General features: G+C 62.7%; 18 protein-coding genes and 1 pseudogene. 9 read left to right on the forward strand and 10 right to left on the reverse strand.

What is annotated here, in order from left to right; all coding sequences use genetic code 11:
• From EN943_RS24815 to EN943_RS24830, 5 genes and pseudogenes are all read right to left on the reverse strand, one after another.
• Positions 1-697: pseudogene (locus EN943_RS24815) on the reverse strand (autotransporter outer membrane beta-barrel domain-containing protein); the annotation flags it as partial.
• Positions 698-705: 8 nt separating this feature from the next.
• Positions 706-2,955 (reverse strand): hypothetical protein, encoded by a 2,250-nt coding sequence (locus tag EN943_RS24820; protein ID WP_127415023.1) that lies wholly within the window; start codon positions 2,953-2,955, stop codon positions 706-708.
• A gap of 421 nt (positions 2,956-3,376) precedes the next feature.
• A complete protein-coding gene (locus tag EN943_RS37735; protein WP_164778353.1) occupies positions 3,377-3,592 on the reverse strand; it encodes a hypothetical protein in 216 nt (71 codons plus the stop codon).
• A gap of 68 nt (positions 3,593-3,660) precedes the next feature.
• Positions 3,661-4,329: a hypothetical protein gene (locus EN943_RS24825; RefSeq protein ID WP_127415034.1), complete on the reverse strand. Its 669-nt coding sequence runs from the start codon at positions 4,327-4,329 to the stop codon at positions 3,661-3,663.
• A 13-nt stretch (positions 4,330-4,342) separates the two neighbouring features.
• Positions 4,343-5,329 (reverse strand): YadA-like family protein, encoded by a 987-nt coding sequence (locus EN943_RS24830; RefSeq protein WP_245475959.1) that lies wholly within the window; start codon positions 5,327-5,329, stop codon positions 4,343-4,345.
• 591 nt (positions 5,330-5,920) lie between these two features.
• On the opposite strand from EN943_RS24830, the gene EN943_RS24835 reads away from it, so the two are divergent.
• The 3 genes from EN943_RS24835 (at position 5,921) to EN943_RS24845 (ending at position 9,007) form a co-directional block, all read left to right on the forward strand.
• The gene (locus EN943_RS24835; protein ID WP_127415025.1) at positions 5,921-7,057 is read left to right on the forward strand and encodes a helix-turn-helix transcriptional regulator; all 1,137 of its coding nucleotides are present in this window, start codon (positions 5,921-5,923) and stop codon (positions 7,055-7,057) included.
• Between the two features lie 64 nt (positions 7,058-7,121).
• Positions 7,122-8,258 carry a helix-turn-helix transcriptional regulator gene (locus EN943_RS24840; protein WP_127415026.1) on the forward strand — a complete coding sequence of 379 codons (1,137 nt, stop codon included), beginning with the start codon at positions 7,122-7,124 and terminating at the stop codon, positions 8,256-8,258.
• Positions 8,259-8,458: 200 nt separating this feature from the next.
• Positions 8,459-9,007, forward strand: coding sequence for a LysE family transporter (locus tag EN943_RS24845; RefSeq protein ID WP_245475960.1), 549 nt, complete (start codon positions 8,459-8,461; stop codon positions 9,005-9,007).
• A 24-nt stretch (positions 9,008-9,031) separates the two neighbouring features.
• On the opposite strand, the gene EN943_RS24850 is transcribed toward EN943_RS24845, so the two are convergent.
• The 3 genes from EN943_RS24850 to EN943_RS24860 form a co-directional block, all read right to left on the reverse strand.
• Positions 9,032-10,144, reverse strand: coding sequence for a helix-turn-helix transcriptional regulator (locus tag EN943_RS24850; protein WP_127415028.1), 1,113 nt, complete (start codon positions 10,142-10,144; stop codon positions 9,032-9,034).
• A gap of 265 nt (positions 10,145-10,409) precedes the next feature.
• Complete coding sequence (locus tag EN943_RS24855; RefSeq protein ID WP_013529236.1) at positions 10,410-10,550, reverse strand: DUF1127 domain-containing protein; 141 nt, start codon at positions 10,548-10,550, stop codon at positions 10,410-10,412.
• 193 nt (positions 10,551-10,743) lie between these two features.
• Positions 10,744-11,754 carry an NAD(P)H-quinone oxidoreductase gene (locus EN943_RS24860; RefSeq protein ID WP_127415029.1) on the reverse strand — a complete coding sequence of 337 codons (1,011 nt, stop codon included), beginning with the start codon at positions 11,752-11,754 and terminating at the stop codon, positions 10,744-10,746.
• Positions 11,755-11,877: 123 nt separating this feature from the next.
• Between EN943_RS24860 and EN943_RS24865 the strand changes: the two genes are divergently transcribed.
• The 3 genes from EN943_RS24865 to EN943_RS24875 all read left to right on the forward strand — a co-directional run bounded on the left by EN943_RS24865 (position 11,878) and on the right by EN943_RS24875 (position 13,702).
• The gene (locus EN943_RS24865; RefSeq protein ID WP_063173211.1) at positions 11,878-12,069 is read left to right on the forward strand and encodes a DUF1192 domain-containing protein; all 192 of its coding nucleotides are present in this window, start codon (positions 11,878-11,880) and stop codon (positions 12,067-12,069) included.
• 89 nt (positions 12,070-12,158) lie between these two features.
• A complete protein-coding gene (locus EN943_RS24870) occupies positions 12,159-13,406 on the forward strand; it encodes an MFS transporter (protein ID WP_127415030.1) in 1,248 nt (415 codons plus the stop codon).
• A gap of 32 nt (positions 13,407-13,438) precedes the next feature.
• On the forward strand, positions 13,439-13,702 hold the full coding sequence (locus EN943_RS24875; protein WP_013529232.1) for a metalloregulator ArsR/SmtB family transcription factor: 264 nt from the start codon (positions 13,439-13,441) through the stop codon (positions 13,700-13,702).
• Positions 13,703-13,708: 6 nt separating this feature from the next.
• Here EN943_RS24875 and EN943_RS24880 read toward each other — a convergent pair whose 3' ends face one another.
• Positions 13,709-14,365, reverse strand: coding sequence for a glutathione S-transferase family protein (locus EN943_RS24880; RefSeq protein ID WP_127415031.1), 657 nt, complete (start codon positions 14,363-14,365; stop codon positions 13,709-13,711).
• A gap of 95 nt (positions 14,366-14,460) precedes the next feature.
• Positions 14,461-15,297, reverse strand: coding sequence for an alpha/beta hydrolase (locus EN943_RS24885; RefSeq protein WP_127415032.1), 837 nt, complete (start codon positions 15,295-15,297; stop codon positions 14,461-14,463).
• Between the two features lie 97 nt (positions 15,298-15,394).
• On the opposite strand from EN943_RS24885, the gene EN943_RS24890 reads away from it, so the two are divergent.
• The 3 genes from EN943_RS24890 to EN943_RS24900 form a co-directional block, all read left to right on the forward strand.
• Positions 15,395-15,916 carry a helix-turn-helix domain-containing protein gene (locus EN943_RS24890; RefSeq protein WP_127415033.1) on the forward strand — a complete coding sequence of 174 codons (522 nt, stop codon included), beginning with the start codon at positions 15,395-15,397 and terminating at the stop codon, positions 15,914-15,916.
• 77 nt (positions 15,917-15,993) lie between these two features.
• A complete protein-coding gene (locus tag EN943_RS24895) occupies positions 15,994-16,227 on the forward strand; it encodes a hypothetical protein (RefSeq protein WP_027037125.1) in 234 nt (77 codons plus the stop codon).
• Between the two features lie 151 nt (positions 16,228-16,378).
• A partial coding sequence (locus EN943_RS24900; RefSeq protein WP_206522801.1) for a heme-binding protein occupies positions 16,379-16,563 on the forward strand: 185 nt, incomplete at its 3' end.

Below are 16,563 nucleotides of genomic sequence, written 5' to 3' on the forward strand. Positions count from 1 at the left end.
CCTCGGCGTCGGTGGCCAACCCGGCGACGGCGCCGAACACAGCCCCACCGGTCAGGCTGTCCAATCCTGCGCCGGTGGCAATCTGGTTCGGCGTCAGCCCGGCGTCAGTGAAGTCGCGAACCTTGGTCACATCGAGATAGGCGTTGTAGACGTCGTAGGTGTCCGTGACGGACAGGAAGGCGGTGCTGGTGACACCGGTCAACGCCTGGAATGTCGTCCCGCCAAGCCCGCTGCCGGCCGACACCACCGTGTGGGTGCCGACGGCGAGACCCTGAGCCGTTACCGCCAGCGTCGCGCCGGACAGATCGGCCGTTCCTTCGACTGCGAACCGGTCGGCTGCGCCCGCGCCATTGATATCGATGGCCAGCACCGAGCCAGGCGCGAACGTCGCATCGCCGGCAAACTGGTTGGTGACATCGCCGGCAATGCCATTGGCCATGGTCAGCCTGCCATTGTTGGTGAAGTTGGACAACGCCTTGAATGTCGTCGTCACCGGGCTATCATAACCGACGGCGGCGGTGACAATGTCCTTGCCAGCATCATTGGTCAGCGTGCCGCCACCAAACTCATTGATGCCGGCGGTGTTCCAGGTTGCGTTGTTGGCGACAATATTGGCGGCGGTGCCGAGCTTGACGATGCCAAGCAGCCCGCCATTGTTGGTGAAGGTCACCGGCCCACCCGAGGTCTCTACCGCCACAAGGCTAGCTATTTGCGCACCAGACCGCTGGTGGTGATGGAGATCGCCTGGCCCGCGGACGACACCGCCTTGATCGCCGCGTCGCCGCCTTCGACCGTGCCTGTCGCCGTGATGGTGGTGGCACCGGCGCCGTTGTGCTCGGCGTAGATGCCGAACAGGCCGCCGCTGGCGGCCGCAGCGTCGATGGTCACTCCGCCTGTCGTTGCGGCGCCGGTTTGTGCCTGTATGCCGGCACCGAGCGTCCCGGTCACCGCCCCTGTCGCCGTGACTTTGGTGGCGCCGGTACCGAAGTTGAAGGCAACAAGGCCGGTGGTGTCGCCGCTGACTGCGACGGCGTCGATCGTCAGGTCTGTCCCGTAATTAGCGCCACAAATGCCGGGACCTTGTGCTCCGGTCACCGCCCCCTTCGTCGTGATGCTGGTGGCGCTGGTGCCGTAGTTCCGAGCATCGACGCCAGTGTAGCCGTTGACTGCCATGGCATCGACTGTCAGACTCGTCGCGCCGTCGGCGTTGGTCACGTGAATGCCGGTAAGGCCAGTCACCGCGCCTGTCGCCGTGATTTTGGTGGCGCCGGAGCCGGAATTGTAGGCGTAGATGCCTTGCTGGCTTCCGCTGACAGCTGCCGCGTCCACCGTCAGATCGGTGGCATTGAGGCTTGCCGCTACGCTGGCAATGGTGCCGTCCGGATTGAAGGTTGCGATCCCATTGACGGCTGCGATCCCCGTATACCCGGTTCCCGTCACATCGCCCTTGGCAGTGATGCTGGTGACACCGGTGCCTTGGTTCTCGGCATAGATGCCATATTTGCCGCCGCTGACGGTCACGGCATCGATGGTCAAGCCGCCTGTCGCCGCCGTGTTGTTGAAGGCAAATATGCCGTCGGAACCGGTCCCGGACACTGCGCCTATCGCTGTGATATCGGTGGCACCGTCGCCGCTGTTGTAGGCGCGGATGCCGTTCTCGCCGCTATTGACCGTCACGGCGCTCACCGTCAGGCCTGTTCCCTGTGTGTAGACATCGATGCCGTTGTCGACCGTTCCAGTCACCGTCCCCGTCGCGGTCACGCTGGTGGCACCGGTCCCATTGTTCTGGGCATAGATGCCGGCGAAGCCACCATTGACGGCCGCCGCACTCACCGTCAGTCCGGCCCCGCCTGTATAGGCATCGATGCCGTTGTTGCTTGCCCCGGTCACCAAGCCCGTCGCCGTGACGCTGGTGAAGCCGGTGCCGCCGTTGTTGACGGCGATGCCGCCCTTGCCGCTGACCGCCGCGGCACTCACCGTCAGGTCCGTCGCCGTGGTGCCGTTGGTGGCATAAATACCGTCTTCGCTTGACCCGGCTACGGCAGCCGTCGTGGCTATGATGCTGGTGGCGCCGCTGCCGTCGTTCGAGGCAAAGATGCCGTACCGGCCGCCGGTCACCTTGCCGTAGGCGGTGACATTCAGATCGCTGCCAGCAGGGACGGGCGGCGGGCCTGAAAAGGTTACGGTGCCATTCAGAATCGTATTGACGACATCGAGTTGTTGTCCGCCATTGACGGCATAGATGCCGTCGCCGGCGCCGCCAGTCACGTCGCCATTGGCGGTGATGCTCAGGGCTGCGGCGGCCCCCTGGTTGATTGCGGAAATGCCGCCATTGGTGCCGCTCACTTTTCCGGTGGTGACGTCGGTATCCGAACCTAGCGAATAGACAAGGACGCCATAGCCATTGGCGCCGGTCGCCATGATATCGCCGGTGGCCTTGACGGTGGTGGCGCCGTCGCCTGTGTTGATGGCGGCGAGGCCGATCAGGGCGCCGGTCAAGGCACCATTGGTGTCGATGGTCACCGCGCCACCCGGGTCCGCGTCGTAATAGGGAGGCGCTATCTGCGGAACCAGCGACACGACGCCAAGGCCGATGCCTGTCGTCGAACTCAGCGGCGAGGCATTGGCATCGGTGTAGCTGACCGCGCCGCTGCCCAGTATGCCAAGCGCGAAGGGATCGCTGGTGGTGACGCTGAATCCCGGATCCGTGGTGACCGAAGGATTGGCCGGGGCAAGGGCAAGGGCGATGAAGTCGCCGAGATCGAGCGGCAAACCGATTCCGGACGGCACGATCTGGCCGGCCGTGTTGGCACCGGAGCAGACATAGTTAGGTGATACCGTCAGCGTGCAGGCGGCCTCGGCGCTTTGGCCAAAGCCGAGCAGCGTCGCCCCGACCATCGCCGTGCCGACCAGCAAGCGGTTGCGGTAGCGACGATTGCTATTGTTGAGATTCATGTACTGCCCCTGCCCCGATCCCGACAGATCGCCCTCGGCGGGGAGCCGAAGCGATCGTCGGTGTTTCCTGCCAATGGCTGATCGAATGCGGCCTGCTTTCCTAGTCGTCATATGACGACGGTCCGCCGCTTTGTGCCGCCAATGACCGCTTGCGGAAGCTGGACTGTTACATCGGGGATACACATTTCCTTCGGCTAATTTACCGACGAGCGGGGCGGCAAGCCGCACGAAAACCGCCGGCCCGAGCTGCCTTTGCACAGCCGGCCATGTTGGCCCGGCGCGACATGCCGGCAGCAGCAAAGAGCCGGCTTTCGAGCTTGATCTCAGGGATCAGGTTGTGGCGCCGAAGGTCCGCCTCTAGCCCGCCAGCTGGCCGATCCGACGATGACAGCGGTCTCGCCACGAAGTGCAGAAGGCATGATTAATCGACGAGTCGATTTGGCTTGCCGCCATCCATCTTGCTTTTGTGGATACGCTCCAGAATTGCGCGGGCAGCCTCGGCTCGTTCCTTCGGCCGCCCGGTCAGATGCTGGCCTCCCAGTGAAGCCGGCATCTCCATCTCGCAATCCCAGACCGTCCACGCGTTGGTCGGGTCGAGTATGCAAACGTACCTCTGGCGCCTTTTTTCATCGGTCAACTCAGGTGCTCCGATATCGGGGCGGAGGATAGGATTTGGCCGGAACCAGTGCATGAACGCTCCACACGCTACGGCTTGACCGGTTTGGTTGCTTTCTTAGGCTGTACGGCCATCGACGGCCCCTCCGGCGGCGGGCCGGCGGCGTCCGGCTTCGACTGCTCTGCCACGGGCGTGTCGGGCGCTTGCGGACCACCTGATGTCAGGTTGACGGACACGCCGTAGATCTTCCACTGCCGGTCAGTTGGCTCGAACATAAGCTCGAAATTGACCTGCAAGGGTACCGACGGGAAGAAGCCGGCCATGTGCAGCATGCCGTTCGGCTCGATCTGCGGCAGCAAAGTCAGTTGCGGCTCGAGCACCGCGACCGCGCCGAAGTCGAGCGCCTGCTTGCGCTGGTTGGCGAAGATGTCGCCGAGCTGTGCGGCACTGTTGGCCTGGAAATTCGGCGAGCCGAGATCGCGCAGCACCGTGTAATTGCCGGTCTTGTTGGCCTGGTCGAGCGCCAAAAGCGCACCGCGGATCAGGATCAGCACCCCATTGCGGTCGATACCGGCAGGCCGCGCCGCCTTTTGCCCCACCCGCTTTTCCTTGGTTTGCGCATGCGCCGGCTGCGGAGGCACCGCGACGGCCATCAGCGCGATGGCCAATGCGGCGAAAAAACCGCGGGCGCCCGAAGTCCGCCAACCGGGCGCCCGCCACTGCAACGGCACGGAATGCTGAAGCCCCAAACCCCGCATCATCCCGGCCGCGTCAGTTCAGTGTCCATGAGGCTCCGACGCTGACGCCGACATCGCCACGGCCGGTGGTTGCCGATACGGCGGCGTTCATGCGGAACTCCTCGCTGGTGTTGTAGCCAAGGCCGAGCGCCAGCCCCGATTGCCCCTTGAAATGACCGAAGCCGCCAGCCAGCGACAGCTTGCCGGGCCTGTCATCATAGCGTAGCCCCGCTGTCGCCAACGCCAGCGCGGTGCCGGCACGCGCTTCCGTGCGGGTTTCGCTGATCTCGCCACCAAGGTTCTGGAAGCCGGACTCCAACGCGCCGACGCGCCCGTCGAGCGCCGCGATGTTGCTGGTGTTGTCGGTCACCCTCGTATCGAGATCAAGGAGTTGAGCCGTATGGGTGGCGATCGCATTGGTGTTGCTGGCGATGCGATCCTCGTGGTCGGCAAGCTCGGTCGTGTGGCCACCCACCGTCGTGTTCAAGGCGTTGATGTTATTCGTATTGCTGGCGATGCGAATTTCATGATCGGCAACCTTTTCCGGCAGGTCTTCGAGCGCGGCCACATCGAATGTCGACGCCGCCAGATTGCCTGCAGCATCCGTCGTCACCAAGAAGACCGGATCGACCGGGTTTAGATCTTGCGCCGCCTTGCTCGCGTCCGAAGTGACGCCCGCCAGCGTATAGGTGTTATTAACGTTGCCGACCTTCACCTGATTGTCACGCGTGGTCTCCACGCCATGACCGATAGCCATTGATCCCATGTAATTGGCCTTGGATTGAGCCCCGAGTGTTGTCGCGAAAGCGGCGTTGGCCTCCGCCAGGTGACCAAGCGCCGTTGCCTCATTTTGATCGTTGGCTACGGCGCCGGCCTTCGCGCCCGTGCCGATCGCAGTTGTGCCGGAACTGTTGAAATCAGTTGTTTCATCGAGATCGCCTGCTTTGGCAAACGCCCCCATTGCCGTATTCTGCCCGCCCGTGCCGCTATTGGATCTGTAACCCAAGGCGCTGCTTTCCACTCCATCCGCCCGAGCGTGGGAGCCTATTGCTGTTGCATATGCCGAGTATGTAAAAGCGTCATACGATGCGTCCGGCCCGTCACCACAAGCGAGACTTGTGACATTTCCACCGTCATCGCCGCCGGCACATTCGCCTGCCCGCGCATTTCCCGAGGCAAGCGCGAAAGCAGCCAACCCCATCAACCCGGCCAAGGTCAGGATAGACATGGGTGCGTCACGACGACTGACGTCCCCCTCGGAAGATCGACAAGCTCGTTCGCAAAAGTATGACGCCATGTTTTCCGACCTACCCCCCACCGACCTGATCATTCTCGCCATCGCGTTCCCACCTCGATCGAACTGCCAGTGCGACCGAGATTGCAGGTAGGACACAATCCGAACAGTCGTCATATGACGACTGTTCGTCGCTTTGTGGGGCCGCTACCACCTTAACGCGGCGGCTGTAGCCGGCGGGTGACACATTGCCGGCTTCTAATATTAAAAGACTTTGGCTTGAACTCCGGCATTACTTGGCCAGCCGGAACCATAACTTGATAGATAGCTTTTGTGTGTTAGGCTCCTTGAGCATGGTCCTTTGAAAGCTGGATACCAATGGCTGACGTCAGCATCGAAGCGGTCTCCGCAGTGGTCGGCAAGGTCTATGAAGCCGCTTACGATCAGGAGCGCTGGTTCGATGCGGTAACTGGCCTGCGCGATCTGTTCGGCGGCTCGCGCTCCTGCATCGTGCGCATCAGCCCACACACATTCGATGCGGTTGCATCCGATTTCGATCAGGAGTTCACTTCGCAAAAGGGCATCGAAGCCCTGCTGCGCGATCCGCTGGCGGCGGCATCGGCCGCCTTGCCTCTCGGCGTGGTCAGTCGCTGGCCCCTGACGGAGGAGGTGGCGGCGTTCCGCCGCCGCGAACTCTGGCAGGACTGGCTGCGGCCGCGCGATATGTATCACGGCCTCGTCTCCAACCTGCTCTCGTCGAACGACTCGCACTGGATGCTCAGCATCGATCGAGGCCCAGGTCAGGAAGCCTTCGACGCCGAAGACATCGACCTGCTGCGCAAGATAGTGCCGCACATGCGGCGCGCCGGACAGATCGGTCAGCAGTTGGAGAAAACGTCGGCCCTGGCGTCGGCGTTTTCGCATCTGCCATTCGGCGTGTTTCTGATCAACGGCCATCAGCAGATCGCACAGATGAACGAGGCCGCCGAAGCGATGTTGTCGCGGCCCGACAGTCCGTTGCGATTGAGGGATGGCACAATCGCGGCCGCCAGTGCCGAGGATACGCAGGAGTTGGAGCGGCTCGTTGCCAACGCCTGCTCGCTGCATGACGGGGTAATGCCGGGCGTCGGCGGTACACTGCTGGTGCCGTCCGATCGCCGGCAATCCGACCTGGCGCGACTGGTGCTGTCGGTGGCGCCGTTCGTCGATGCCCGTGCCTACGGCCTGGCGTCCGAACGTTGCGCGGTGGTCATGGTGACGGAGGTCGCCCGCCGTATTCCCGACGGCTTCGAGTTGCATGTCCGCGAGCTATTCGACCTGACGCCGGCCGAAGCGCGGCTTGCAACGGAACTGGCATCAGGACGCTCGCTGAAGGAGGTCGCGGCGACGTCCAACATCACGGTAAAGACCGGCCGCACCTATCTCGAACGTATCTTCGCCAAGACCGAAACCCGTCAGCAGAGTGAACTGGTGGCGCTGCTCAAGAGCACCGAACCGCTCACCGGGCGCAGATGACATACACACCCTTCAAAGCGCGACGGAACTCCAGTGTCGTTTGCAAAGCGTCCGTGATCGGCCAATGTCCAATGTGAGCATCGAAACGGTTACCGCCGTGATCGGCAAGGTCTACGAGGCAGCCTACGATCAGGAGCGTTGGTTCGACGCGATAAACAGCATGCGTGACCTGTTCGGCGGCTCGCGCTCCTGCATCGTGCGCATGAGCCCGCAAACGGCCGACGTGGTTGCCACCGACCACGATCCCGAATTTTCATCGCAACAGTGCTTCGAGGCCCTCATGCGCGACCCGCTGGCCGCAGCCGCGGCCGCCTTGCCTGTCGGTACGGTGACGCGTTGGCCGATGATGCTGGACGAGACGGCATTCCGGCGGCGTGAACTCTGGCAGGACTGGTTCAGGCCGCGTGACATGTATCACGGGCTGGTCTGCAATCTGCTTACCGCCAACGGCGCGCAGTGGGTGCTCGATATCCATCGCGGATCCAGACAGGATATGTTCGGCGCCGATGACATGGGATTGTTCCAGAAGATCGTGCCGCATGTGCTGCGTGCCGGGCAGATAGGCCAGCAATTGGAGAAGACAGCGGCACTGGCATCCGCCTTTTCGCACTTGCCCTTCGGGGTGTTCGTGGTCAACGGCCATCAGCAGATCGCGCGGATGAACGAGGCCGCCGAAGAGATGTTGATGCGGCCGGACAGTCCGTTACGGTTGAGGGACGGGATGATCGCCGCTGCCAATGCCGAGGATGCGCAGTTGCTGCAACGTCTGGTGGTGGATGCCTGCGCCTTGCGGGACGGCGCCATACCGGGAGCAGGCGGCACGCTGCTCGTGCCATCCCATCGCCAGCGGTCGGGCCTGGCGCGGCTGGTGCTTTCGGTGGCGCCCTTTGTCGATGCCCGCACCTACGGCCTGGCCTCGGAGCGCTGCGCAGTAATCATGGTGACCGAAGTCGCGCGCCGCAACACCGAGGGCTTCGAGTTGCATGTCCGTAGCCTGTTCGACCTGACGCCGGCCGAAGCGCGGCTTGCAACGGCATTGGCGTCCGGCCGGTCGCTGAAGGAAGCCGCCGACAGTTCGAACATCACCGTAAAAACCGGTCGCACCTATCTCGAACGGATTTTCTCCAAGACCCGCACCCGCCAGCAAAGCGAACTGGTGGCGCTGTTCAAGAGCACCGAACCGCTCAGCAGGCGCAGGTAGCAACCTGGTTCTTGGAACCCGACAGTCGGCATATGCCGACTGTCGGAGGCAAAGCATTCCGTGCAAGTTCCGCCTTCGATTGCAGCGGCCCGCCTTGAGAAGGCGGGCCGCTGCCGATGCGGGGAAAGTCGATGTTCGAAACCGGACACGCCGTGGTGGCGGGGTTGCTTCCATTCGCCATTTCCTATGCGCTGGTGGCAATGCTGCCCGGCGCCAACTTCGCGGTCGTCACGCAAGCCGCGCTAACCGCTTCGCGCGCCACGGCTCTGTCTGCCGCCGCCGGTGTTGCCTTGGGCGCGAGTTCGCTGGCGACCATCGTCGCGACTGGCGCCGGAGCGTTGCCGTCCGGGGGCCTTGCACACCAGATGGCCGCCAGCCTCTACGGTGCAATGCTGGTCTTCATCGGTTGGAATTCGATGCGGCGGGCGCTGTCGATCAGGGTTGGCTTCGACGTGCCGAAGCCCGTTCCAATCACGCGATACTTTCGGCTGGGCTTTGTCACGGCAGTGGCAAACCCTGCCACCGCATTGTTCTTCGCGTCCTCCACACTGAACCTGGATGCGCGCGGGGCGGCTCACATATCCTTGGCTGTGCTGGTTTTTGCCATTGCCATCGCCTGGTTTGGCCTTCTCGGCCTTTGTATTTCCCAACCGGTCGCCCAGCAATTTTACGCACGCTTTCGAAAGCATGCGGATATCGTATTGGGAGGAACCCTGGTGGCGCTCGGCTTCTCCGCATTTGGACATTGAGCGACAGGGATATGCGCCCGCTTATCAGCCGCGGTTGGGCAGTTCCACGTTCTTCAGCAACGCCACAAGCTGGCTTTGTTGCCGTGTCCCGGTCTTGGCGAATATCCGCTCGAGATAGGTGCGCCCGGTTTTCACGGTAACGTTGGAGCTTGCCGCCGCATCCTTCAAGGGCCGCCCTTGCGAAAGGGCGGACGCCAGCCGCGCTTCGGCGGGCGTCAGGTCGAACAGTCCGGCAAGCAGGCTTGGCGACGGCACGGTGGCGCTGGCGCTCATCGCCGTCGCCGCAACCAGAATGTCGGCTCCGGAAAAGATCTCATGCGCGGCACGGCGCAGCGGCAGGAGATGAATGACCAGCGCCGGCTGGCCTTCCCTGGCAGGAACGGGGATGGAGCGCACGACACGATCCTGGCGATTATGGATGACGGCTTCCTGGAAAAGAGAATTGGCGGATGCATTGGCAAGCGCGATGCCACCATGAGCCGTCGCGATGAAAACGGATGGCATATTGTCGAGAAGGACATTGGCCGTCAGCACGCGTCCCGATGCGGTCATTACCGCCGCCGGCAGACCAAGGGCCTCGAGCGCCGAGACGCTCGCTTTGGCCTGCTCCATGCCCAGCCGCGCCGACACCAGGCCGGCGCGCGCAAAGTGGGGACGAAGCTGATCGAGCCTGTCGATCGACGTCTGATCGTAGGTGCCATCCCGCGTCCAGCGTTGAAAGACAAAGGTGACCAGTTCACCGCTCGGCATGGCAACCGCCGAACAGATATGAGCGCCGATACCCGCCGCCCTCAATTGTATCCGTACCGGATCATGCTCGAGCTCGTCGGCAGTCAGAAAATCTTCGACCTGCACGAAACTTGCCGGTTGCAGGCTGCACATGCGCTGAATCGCATCGGAGAATTTCCAGCTGTCGCCGGCGATGAATTCATCGAACAGGGAGCGGACGGTTTCAAGGGAATTGCCATGCCCGGGAGGCTCGTCACTCAACCGGCCGCGAACAGGGGAGCCGTCGCTGAACAGGAAGATCGCGCCGTCAGCCGAACTCGAAAGCTCGCTGGCCGCTTCGAGAGCACCCGCCCACAAATCCGGCACGAAGGCCGCTTCGTAGATCTTGTCGGTAAGATCATCGAACATGGGGGCACTGCCTTTTCAGAGACAATACCTCGCCGGCCGGATCGCCAGATGCGCCCACACCCCAACCGCGTCTCTCACAATCAAAATGCCATGTGGAAAGCTGAGGTCAACCCCTGATTGCCGTCGAACCGTACTCGGTTGTTGCCGGCCCCAAAACGACAAAACCCGCCGGACTGGGTCCAGCGGGCTCGGAACCGCGACAAAAGTCGTCTGGTGCGGCTCTGGCTTCCACGTCTGGTCCGCCGGAGCGAACCAGGACGTGGCTTTAGATGGCCCTGCGGGCGATCTTCTCGATGTCGGCGCGGTTGATGCCGAGATCGCTGAGCTGACGTGCGTTGAGACGGTTCAGTTCGCGGACGGTCTCGGTGTACATACGCCAGTTACGGAAAGCGCGGATCGGGTTCATGGTAGTCCTCCAGAATGATGTTCGTTTCGATGGTGCTCAAATAGGCGTCATCGGTGAGGACTTGAATGGCTGATTTTGCATAGCAATGATGCAAATGCTGCATTGCAGCATTAAGCTTCTGTTCATCTTGTAGGCAGCCATGGGCGCGGACCTCGCTCCGCCAGCCTACGGGCCGGCCGAGTATCGGTACGTCTTAGCCGACGTCGAGCACGATCTTGCCGATATGCTCACCGTCTTCCATGCGCTCATGCGCCCGCCAGGCTTCGCTGAGCGGGAAGATCATGTCCATCACCGGTGCCACCTTGCGCGTGCCGAGCAGCGGCCACACCTGGGCTTCCAGAGCCGCCGCGATCGCCGCCTTGAACTCGACGGTTCGCGGCCTCAGCGTCGACCCGGTATGGGTAAGCCGCTTGACCATGATCTTCGAGAAATCCGCGCTTGCGACAGCGCCGGCCTGCACGGCAATCTGGACGATACGCCCCTCGACCGCAGCAGCCTCATAGTTGCGTTGGACATAGTCGCCGCCGACCATGTCGAGGATGACATTGGCGCCCTTGCCGCCCGTTGCCTCCTTCACGGCGGCGACGAAATCCTCCTCGCGATAATTGATCGCTCGGTCTGCGCCGAGCTTCAGGCAGGCGTCGCATTTCTCCTTGCTGCCGGCGGTGGTGATGACATAGGCGCCGAAGGCGGAGGCAAGCTGGATCGCCGTCGTGCCGATGCCGGACGAGCCGCCATGGACGAGCAGTGTCTCGCCTTTCTTGAGGCCGCCACGCTCGAACACATTGTGCCAGACGGTGAAATAATTTTCCGGCACCGCCGCGGCTTCGGTGTGGGTGAAGCCGGCCGGCAGCGGCAGCACGCTGCCGGCATGAACCTTGACGTATTCGGCATAACCGCCGCCGGGCGTCAGCGCGCAGACGCGGTCGCCGATGCGCCAGCGCGATATGTCGTCGCCAAGGGCCGCCACTTCACCCGCCGCTTCGAGGCCCGGCAGGTCGGATGCGCCGGGCGGTGGCGGATAAGCACCCTTGCGCTGCTGGATATCGGGCCGGTTGACGCCGGCAGCATGCACCTTGATCAGGATCTCGCCAGGCCCGGGCTGCGGCACGTCGCGCGTTTCCGGCTTCAGCACCCGTGGACCGCCAGGCTCCGAGATCGCGATGGCCGTCATTCTTGCCGGAATCTTCTGTCCGCTCGCCATGAGATTTCCCGTCTTTCCTCGCCGTTGTCCGACCGGCTGTTTGCATCGACGCCCCTGCCCTATGTATGCTGATTGCCAAATCAGGCAAATGGCCAATCTGGTCTTGGCGGAGGAGGAGCGACGATGGCGATCTTCGACGACGAACCCAAGAAGGCACGCCCGCACGAGATCGGGCAGGACCTGTCCTTGCTTTCCGTCAGTGACTTGACCGAACGGATCGGCATCCTGCGCGACGAAATCGCCCGCCTGGAAGCCGAGCTCAAGGCCAAGGACACCACCAAATCGGCGGCCGAAGCACTGTTCCGCCGCGGATAGGCACTTGAGCGTAGAGCCCGCCGCCGAAAAGCCCGAATGCGACTGTCTTCAGACCCAGCGTCCCCGCCAAACCTGAGCCGGATCAACCAATGTTCGCAACCTACCGACCGATCCTCTCGCTGCTTCGCGGCACCGCTTTCCTGCTCGCGGCATCTGGATTGCATGGGCTGCTGCTGCCCCTGCGCGGTCAGTTGGAAGGCTTCTCGACCGCATCGCTCGGCCTGATGGGAACGGCCTGGGCCGGCGGCTTCGTCACCGGCTGCTTCTTCGCACCGCGCATCGTGCGCCGCGCCGGCCACGTGCGCGCCTTTGGCGCCTTTGCCGCATCCGGCGCCATCGTGGCGCTGCTGACCGGGCTGATCATCGACGAATATGTCTGGATCCTGCTGCGCGCCTTCACCGGCTTCACCATGGCCGGTGCCTTCATGGTCATCGAAAGCTGGCTGAACGAGAAGGCCACCAACGAGAACCGCGGCACCGTCTTCGGCCTCTACATGATGGTGACTTATGCCTCGATCATGGGCGGGCAGATGATCGTCGCCGGCGGCGACGTGAAGTCCGCGTCACTGTTCATGATCACCGGCATCCTGTTTTGCCTGTCGCTCATTCCGACGGCGGTCTCAAGCGCTTCCCACCCCAAGCCGTTGCAGGACGTCTCGCTCGACGTCAAAGGCCTATATGCCAACTCGCCGGTATCGGCGGTCGCTTGCGTGTTGATCGGCATCGCCAACGGCGCCTGGGGCACGCTTGGCGCGGTCTATGGCGCCCGCATCGGCATTTCCACAGCCGAGATCGCCCTGATGATGAGCCTTGTGGTCGTTGCCGGTGCTGCCATGCAGCTTCCGGCCGGGCGCCTGTCCGACAAGACCGACCGGCGCTTCGTGCTGGCGGGAGCGGCTTTCGGCGGCGCCTTCTTCGCGCTCATGATCTTCCTGTTCGAGCCACGCTCCGGCGTCTTCGTCATTGTCTTCACCGCAGCCTATGGCGCCTTCGCCTACACGCTCTATTCCATCGCCGTGGCGCATGCCAACGACCACGCGCGCTCGGAGGATTTCGTCAAGGTGTCGGGCGGCCTGTTGCTGCTCTATGGCTTCGGTACGATGATCGGCCCCTTGCTGGCCGCCGCTTTGATGGGCTGGATGCGCCCGGAAGGTCTGTTCCTGGCGACCGCCTTCGCGCATCTTTGTCTGGCCGGCTACACGCTGCTGCGCATCAGCCGCCGCGCGCCGGTGCCGATCGGCGATCGTGACGCCTTCAAGACGCAGCCGGCCGACCGTTCGGTCACCCCTGAAGCATTGCGGCTTGATCCCAGAAGAAAAGCAGAAGCAGACGGTTGAGATTCGAAAGGCTTTGCCTCACTAATACAGGCATGATGTTTTCCGACGCCTTCATGGCGATTGCCGATCCCAACCGGCGCCATCTTCTGGAAGAACTTCGCCGCGGCCCGAAAACCGTCACCGAACTGGCCGCCGGCTTGCCGGTGTCGCGCCCAGCCGTGTCGCAACATCTGAAAGTGCTGCTCGATGCCGGCCTGGTCCACGCCAAGCCGGAAGGAACAAGGCGCGTCTATACGGTGAGCGGCACCGGCTTCCTCAAACTCAACATCTGGCTCGATCAGTTCTGGGAAGCCTGACCCCGATCAGCCGTTGTTGTAGGGGAAGAACTTGAAGTAGGGCTTCGCCTCCTCGATCACCCGGGCGAAGGCGGGGCGCTGCAACAGGCGGTCGTGATAGCGCTTCACAGCCGGATACTTGTCGCCGAACGGCTCGACCTTGTTGGCATAGAACAGCGCCGGGGACGCCGCGCAATCGGCCATGGTGAAGGTGTCACCCATCGCCCAGATCTTCGACTGCATGTCTTGTTCGATGATGGCGTAGGAATTGCGCAACTGGTCGCGAGCCTGCTCGACGCCGAACGGGTCGGTCTTGTCGTCGGGGCGCAACCGGTCGCCGACGATCTTCTGCATCGGCTCCTGCACATAGAAATCATAGAAGCGATCGGTCTGGCGAACTGCCAGCGCCAGGTCGATGTCGGCGGGAACGAGGTCGACCGGCCCCGGATAGTGCGGGGCCAGATATTCGACGACGATGGTCGATTCCAGAACCGTACGGCCACGCGCATCGTCGCGCAGCGCCGGCATCTTGCCGGCCGGCGAAATCTTGAGGAAGGCGGCGCGCGATTCAGCATCGCCGAGATCGACGATGACAGGCTTGAACGGCGTCGCGTTCTCATACAGCGCGATCAACGGCTTCCAGCAGAAGGAGGCCAACGGATGGAAATGAAGCGTCAGGGACATTTTTCACTCGTTTGTTTCGTGGATTGTCGGTGGCCGCTACCGTGCGGCACGCCTGTTGCGGTTGGCCTTGTCCGTCAAAGCCAGCCTATGCTGCCTCAACGGGCTTGGACATGCGCGATGATTGCTGCGGATATCTCGGCCCAATCGTCTGGATGCAGCTCGTGGCCGCCGCCTTCGATCCGGATAATTTTCGCCCCGGTGACCGCCTCGGCCAGCGCCTCGCCATGTTCGACCGGAAAGATCGGGTCAGCCGTGCCGTGGATGACCAGCAGCGGCGCCGCGATCTCGTGCAGGCCGCCCTTCCAAGCGTCGCCGCCCTTGAGCATGAAATGGTTGGTCGCGCTCAGCAAGCCGCCGGAGCGGTCGTAATCCTGCTCGACGAAGGCTCGCATCCGGGCCTCGTCGAAGGGATGCGTGGCGCTGGCAATCGCCCGCGCATCCCTGACGATGAAATCGACCACCTGGCCACGGTCCGACCAATCGACTTTGGCGCCCTCGGCCGAGTGTTCCATGTAGGCTTCGGTCGTCCCGGGAAGGCCGGATGTGTCGATTCCCACCGGCGAACTGCTGATCACAGTCAGAGAAACGACACGCGAGGGATGTTTCAACGCCACAAGCTGCGCGACCATGCCGCCCATCGACATGCCGACGACATGCGCCTTGCCGATGCCGTGCTCGTCGAGAACATGCATTGCATCGTTGGCCATATCATCGAACGTGTAGGGCGGCTCGCCCAGCGGATATTTGGTCGACCGACCGGTATCGCGGTTGTCGTAGCGGATCACGAACAGGCCCGCATCGGTCAGTTTCCGGCAGAGCGCCTCCGGCCACCACAGCATCGAAGCCATCGCCCCCATGATCAGCAACAGCGGCGGGGTCGCCGGATCGCCAAAGGCTTCGGATATGATCTTGGGACGTTCGGTGGTCGTCATGACGCAGTCTCCTCTCCGCAAACTGATTGCATTTTGCAATCGGTTGCACGATAATAAAACTGCTACGATAATGCAACCGGTTTTGGAGAAAAATCTCATGAGCATGGATCGCCGGTCCGGGTGCCCGATCAACCTGTCGCTGGAAGTGTTCGGCGATCGCTGGAGCCTGATCATCCTTCGCGACACGATCTTCGGCGGCAGGCGCCATTTTCGCGAGCTGCTCAACGGATCGATGGAAGGCATAGCCTCCAACATTCTCGCCGACCGGCTGAAGCGGCTGATGGAACTGGGCATGCTGACCAAGGCCGACGACCCCTCACACAAGCAGAAGGCGATCTACAGCCTGACCGAGATGGCGATCACGCTGGTGCCGATCCTGGCCCATCTCGGCGCCTGGGGCCGCGTCTGGCTGCCGGTCAGCGACGAACTGTCGATCCGCGCCGAACTTCTGGAAAAGGGTGGACAGCCGATGTGGGACAAATTCATGGACGAATTGCGCCATGAACATCTCGGCATGCCTCTCGATACCGCGACTGGTCCTTCTGTCCGCGCGACCTTGCAGGCCGCCTACGAAGCCGTGGTTGCCAGCAAGGCTCTCGCTGCTGACTCTGCTGCTTGACCAACTTATTTTCCCGTTTTGGGGCCGGCTCTGCTAGAAGAGGCGGAAAATCACAATTTACGGGATTGGATACGGTCTTGGTTGAAAACTCTCGGGATGCTGCCCGCGCGCGCGCCGACCTGCGTTTCAAGAAGCAGGAAGAGGCGGCAACCGTCCGCCAGAAGGCGATGGCCGAATACGTCGCCGAGAGCGACGCCCGCCAGGCCAAGACCAACAAGCTGCGGGCCCTGCGTCTCGCCAAGGAAGCCGAAGACCTCGCCAACGCGCCGGCGGAACCTGCCAAGAAGCCGGCCCGCGCCAAGAAAAAATGACCTGAAGCCGCACAAGCACCAACCCCTATCCGGGAGGCTGTGAAGGTCGCTTCCATCCCACCTCTTCACGCGAAGCAATTTCAACCGAAACCGGGATGTTATCTCGCCCGTCGACGGTCGATGATCGACGCCTTTCAGACAGGAGACTGCCATGACCGCACTGCCGCTCGAAAAAGCCAGGCAAATCATCGATGCCGCCTTTGCCAAGGGCTCCGATCTCAAGCTCAAGCCGCTTGGCGTCTCGGTGCTCGACGCCGGCGGGCATCTGGTCGCCTTCCAGCGCCAGGACGGCGCCTCGTTCCTGCGCCCGCAAATGTCGGCCGGCAAGGCCTATGG

It is taken from the genome of Mesorhizobium sp. M7A.F.Ca.US.006.01.1.1, from assembly GCF_003997935.1.
In the GTDB taxonomy this organism is placed as follows: Bacteria; Pseudomonadota; Alphaproteobacteria; order Rhizobiales; family Rhizobiaceae; genus Mesorhizobium.

Coding starts and splice junctions, on each gene's coding strand:
- EN943_RS24840 (WP_127415026.1), top strand. CDS start 7,122: ATGTCCAATGTGAGCATCGAAACGGTTACCGCCGTGATCGGCAAGGTC.
- EN943_RS24875 (WP_013529232.1), top strand. CDS start 13,439: ATGATGTTTTCCGACGCCTTCATGGCGATTGCCGATCCCAACCGGCGC.
- EN943_RS24820 (WP_127415023.1), bottom strand. CDS start 2,955: ATGAATCTCAACAATAGCAATCGTCGCTACCGCAACCGCTTGCTGGTC.
- EN943_RS24880 (WP_127415031.1), bottom strand. CDS start 14,365: ATGTCCCTGACGCTTCATTTCCATCCGTTGGCCTCCTTCTGCTGGAAG.
- EN943_RS24850 (WP_127415028.1), bottom strand. CDS start 10,144: ATGTTCGATGATCTTACCGACAAGATCTACGAAGCGGCCTTCGTGCCG.
- EN943_RS24885 (WP_127415032.1), bottom strand. CDS start 15,297: ATGACGACCACCGAACGTCCCAAGATCATATCCGAAGCCTTTGGCGAT.
- EN943_RS24845 (WP_245475960.1), top strand. CDS start 8,459: ATGCTGCCCGGCGCCAACTTCGCGGTCGTCACGCAAGCCGCGCTAACC.
- EN943_RS24855 (WP_013529236.1), bottom strand. CDS start 10,550: ATGAACCCGATCCGCGCTTTCCGTAACTGGCGTATGTACACCGAGACC.
- EN943_RS24865 (WP_063173211.1), top strand. CDS start 11,878: ATGGCGATCTTCGACGACGAACCCAAGAAGGCACGCCCGCACGAGATC.
- EN943_RS24825 (WP_127415034.1), bottom strand. CDS start 4,329: ATGCGGGGTTTGGGGCTTCAGCATTCCGTGCCGTTGCAGTGGCGGGCG.
- EN943_RS24835 (WP_127415025.1), top strand. CDS start 5,921: ATGGCTGACGTCAGCATCGAAGCGGTCTCCGCAGTGGTCGGCAAGGTC.
- EN943_RS24860 (WP_127415029.1), bottom strand. CDS start 11,754: ATGGCGAGCGGACAGAAGATTCCGGCAAGAATGACGGCCATCGCGATC.
- EN943_RS24890 (WP_127415033.1), top strand. CDS start 15,395: ATGAGCATGGATCGCCGGTCCGGGTGCCCGATCAACCTGTCGCTGGAA.
- EN943_RS24870 (WP_127415030.1), top strand. CDS start 12,159: ATGTTCGCAACCTACCGACCGATCCTCTCGCTGCTTCGCGGCACCGCT.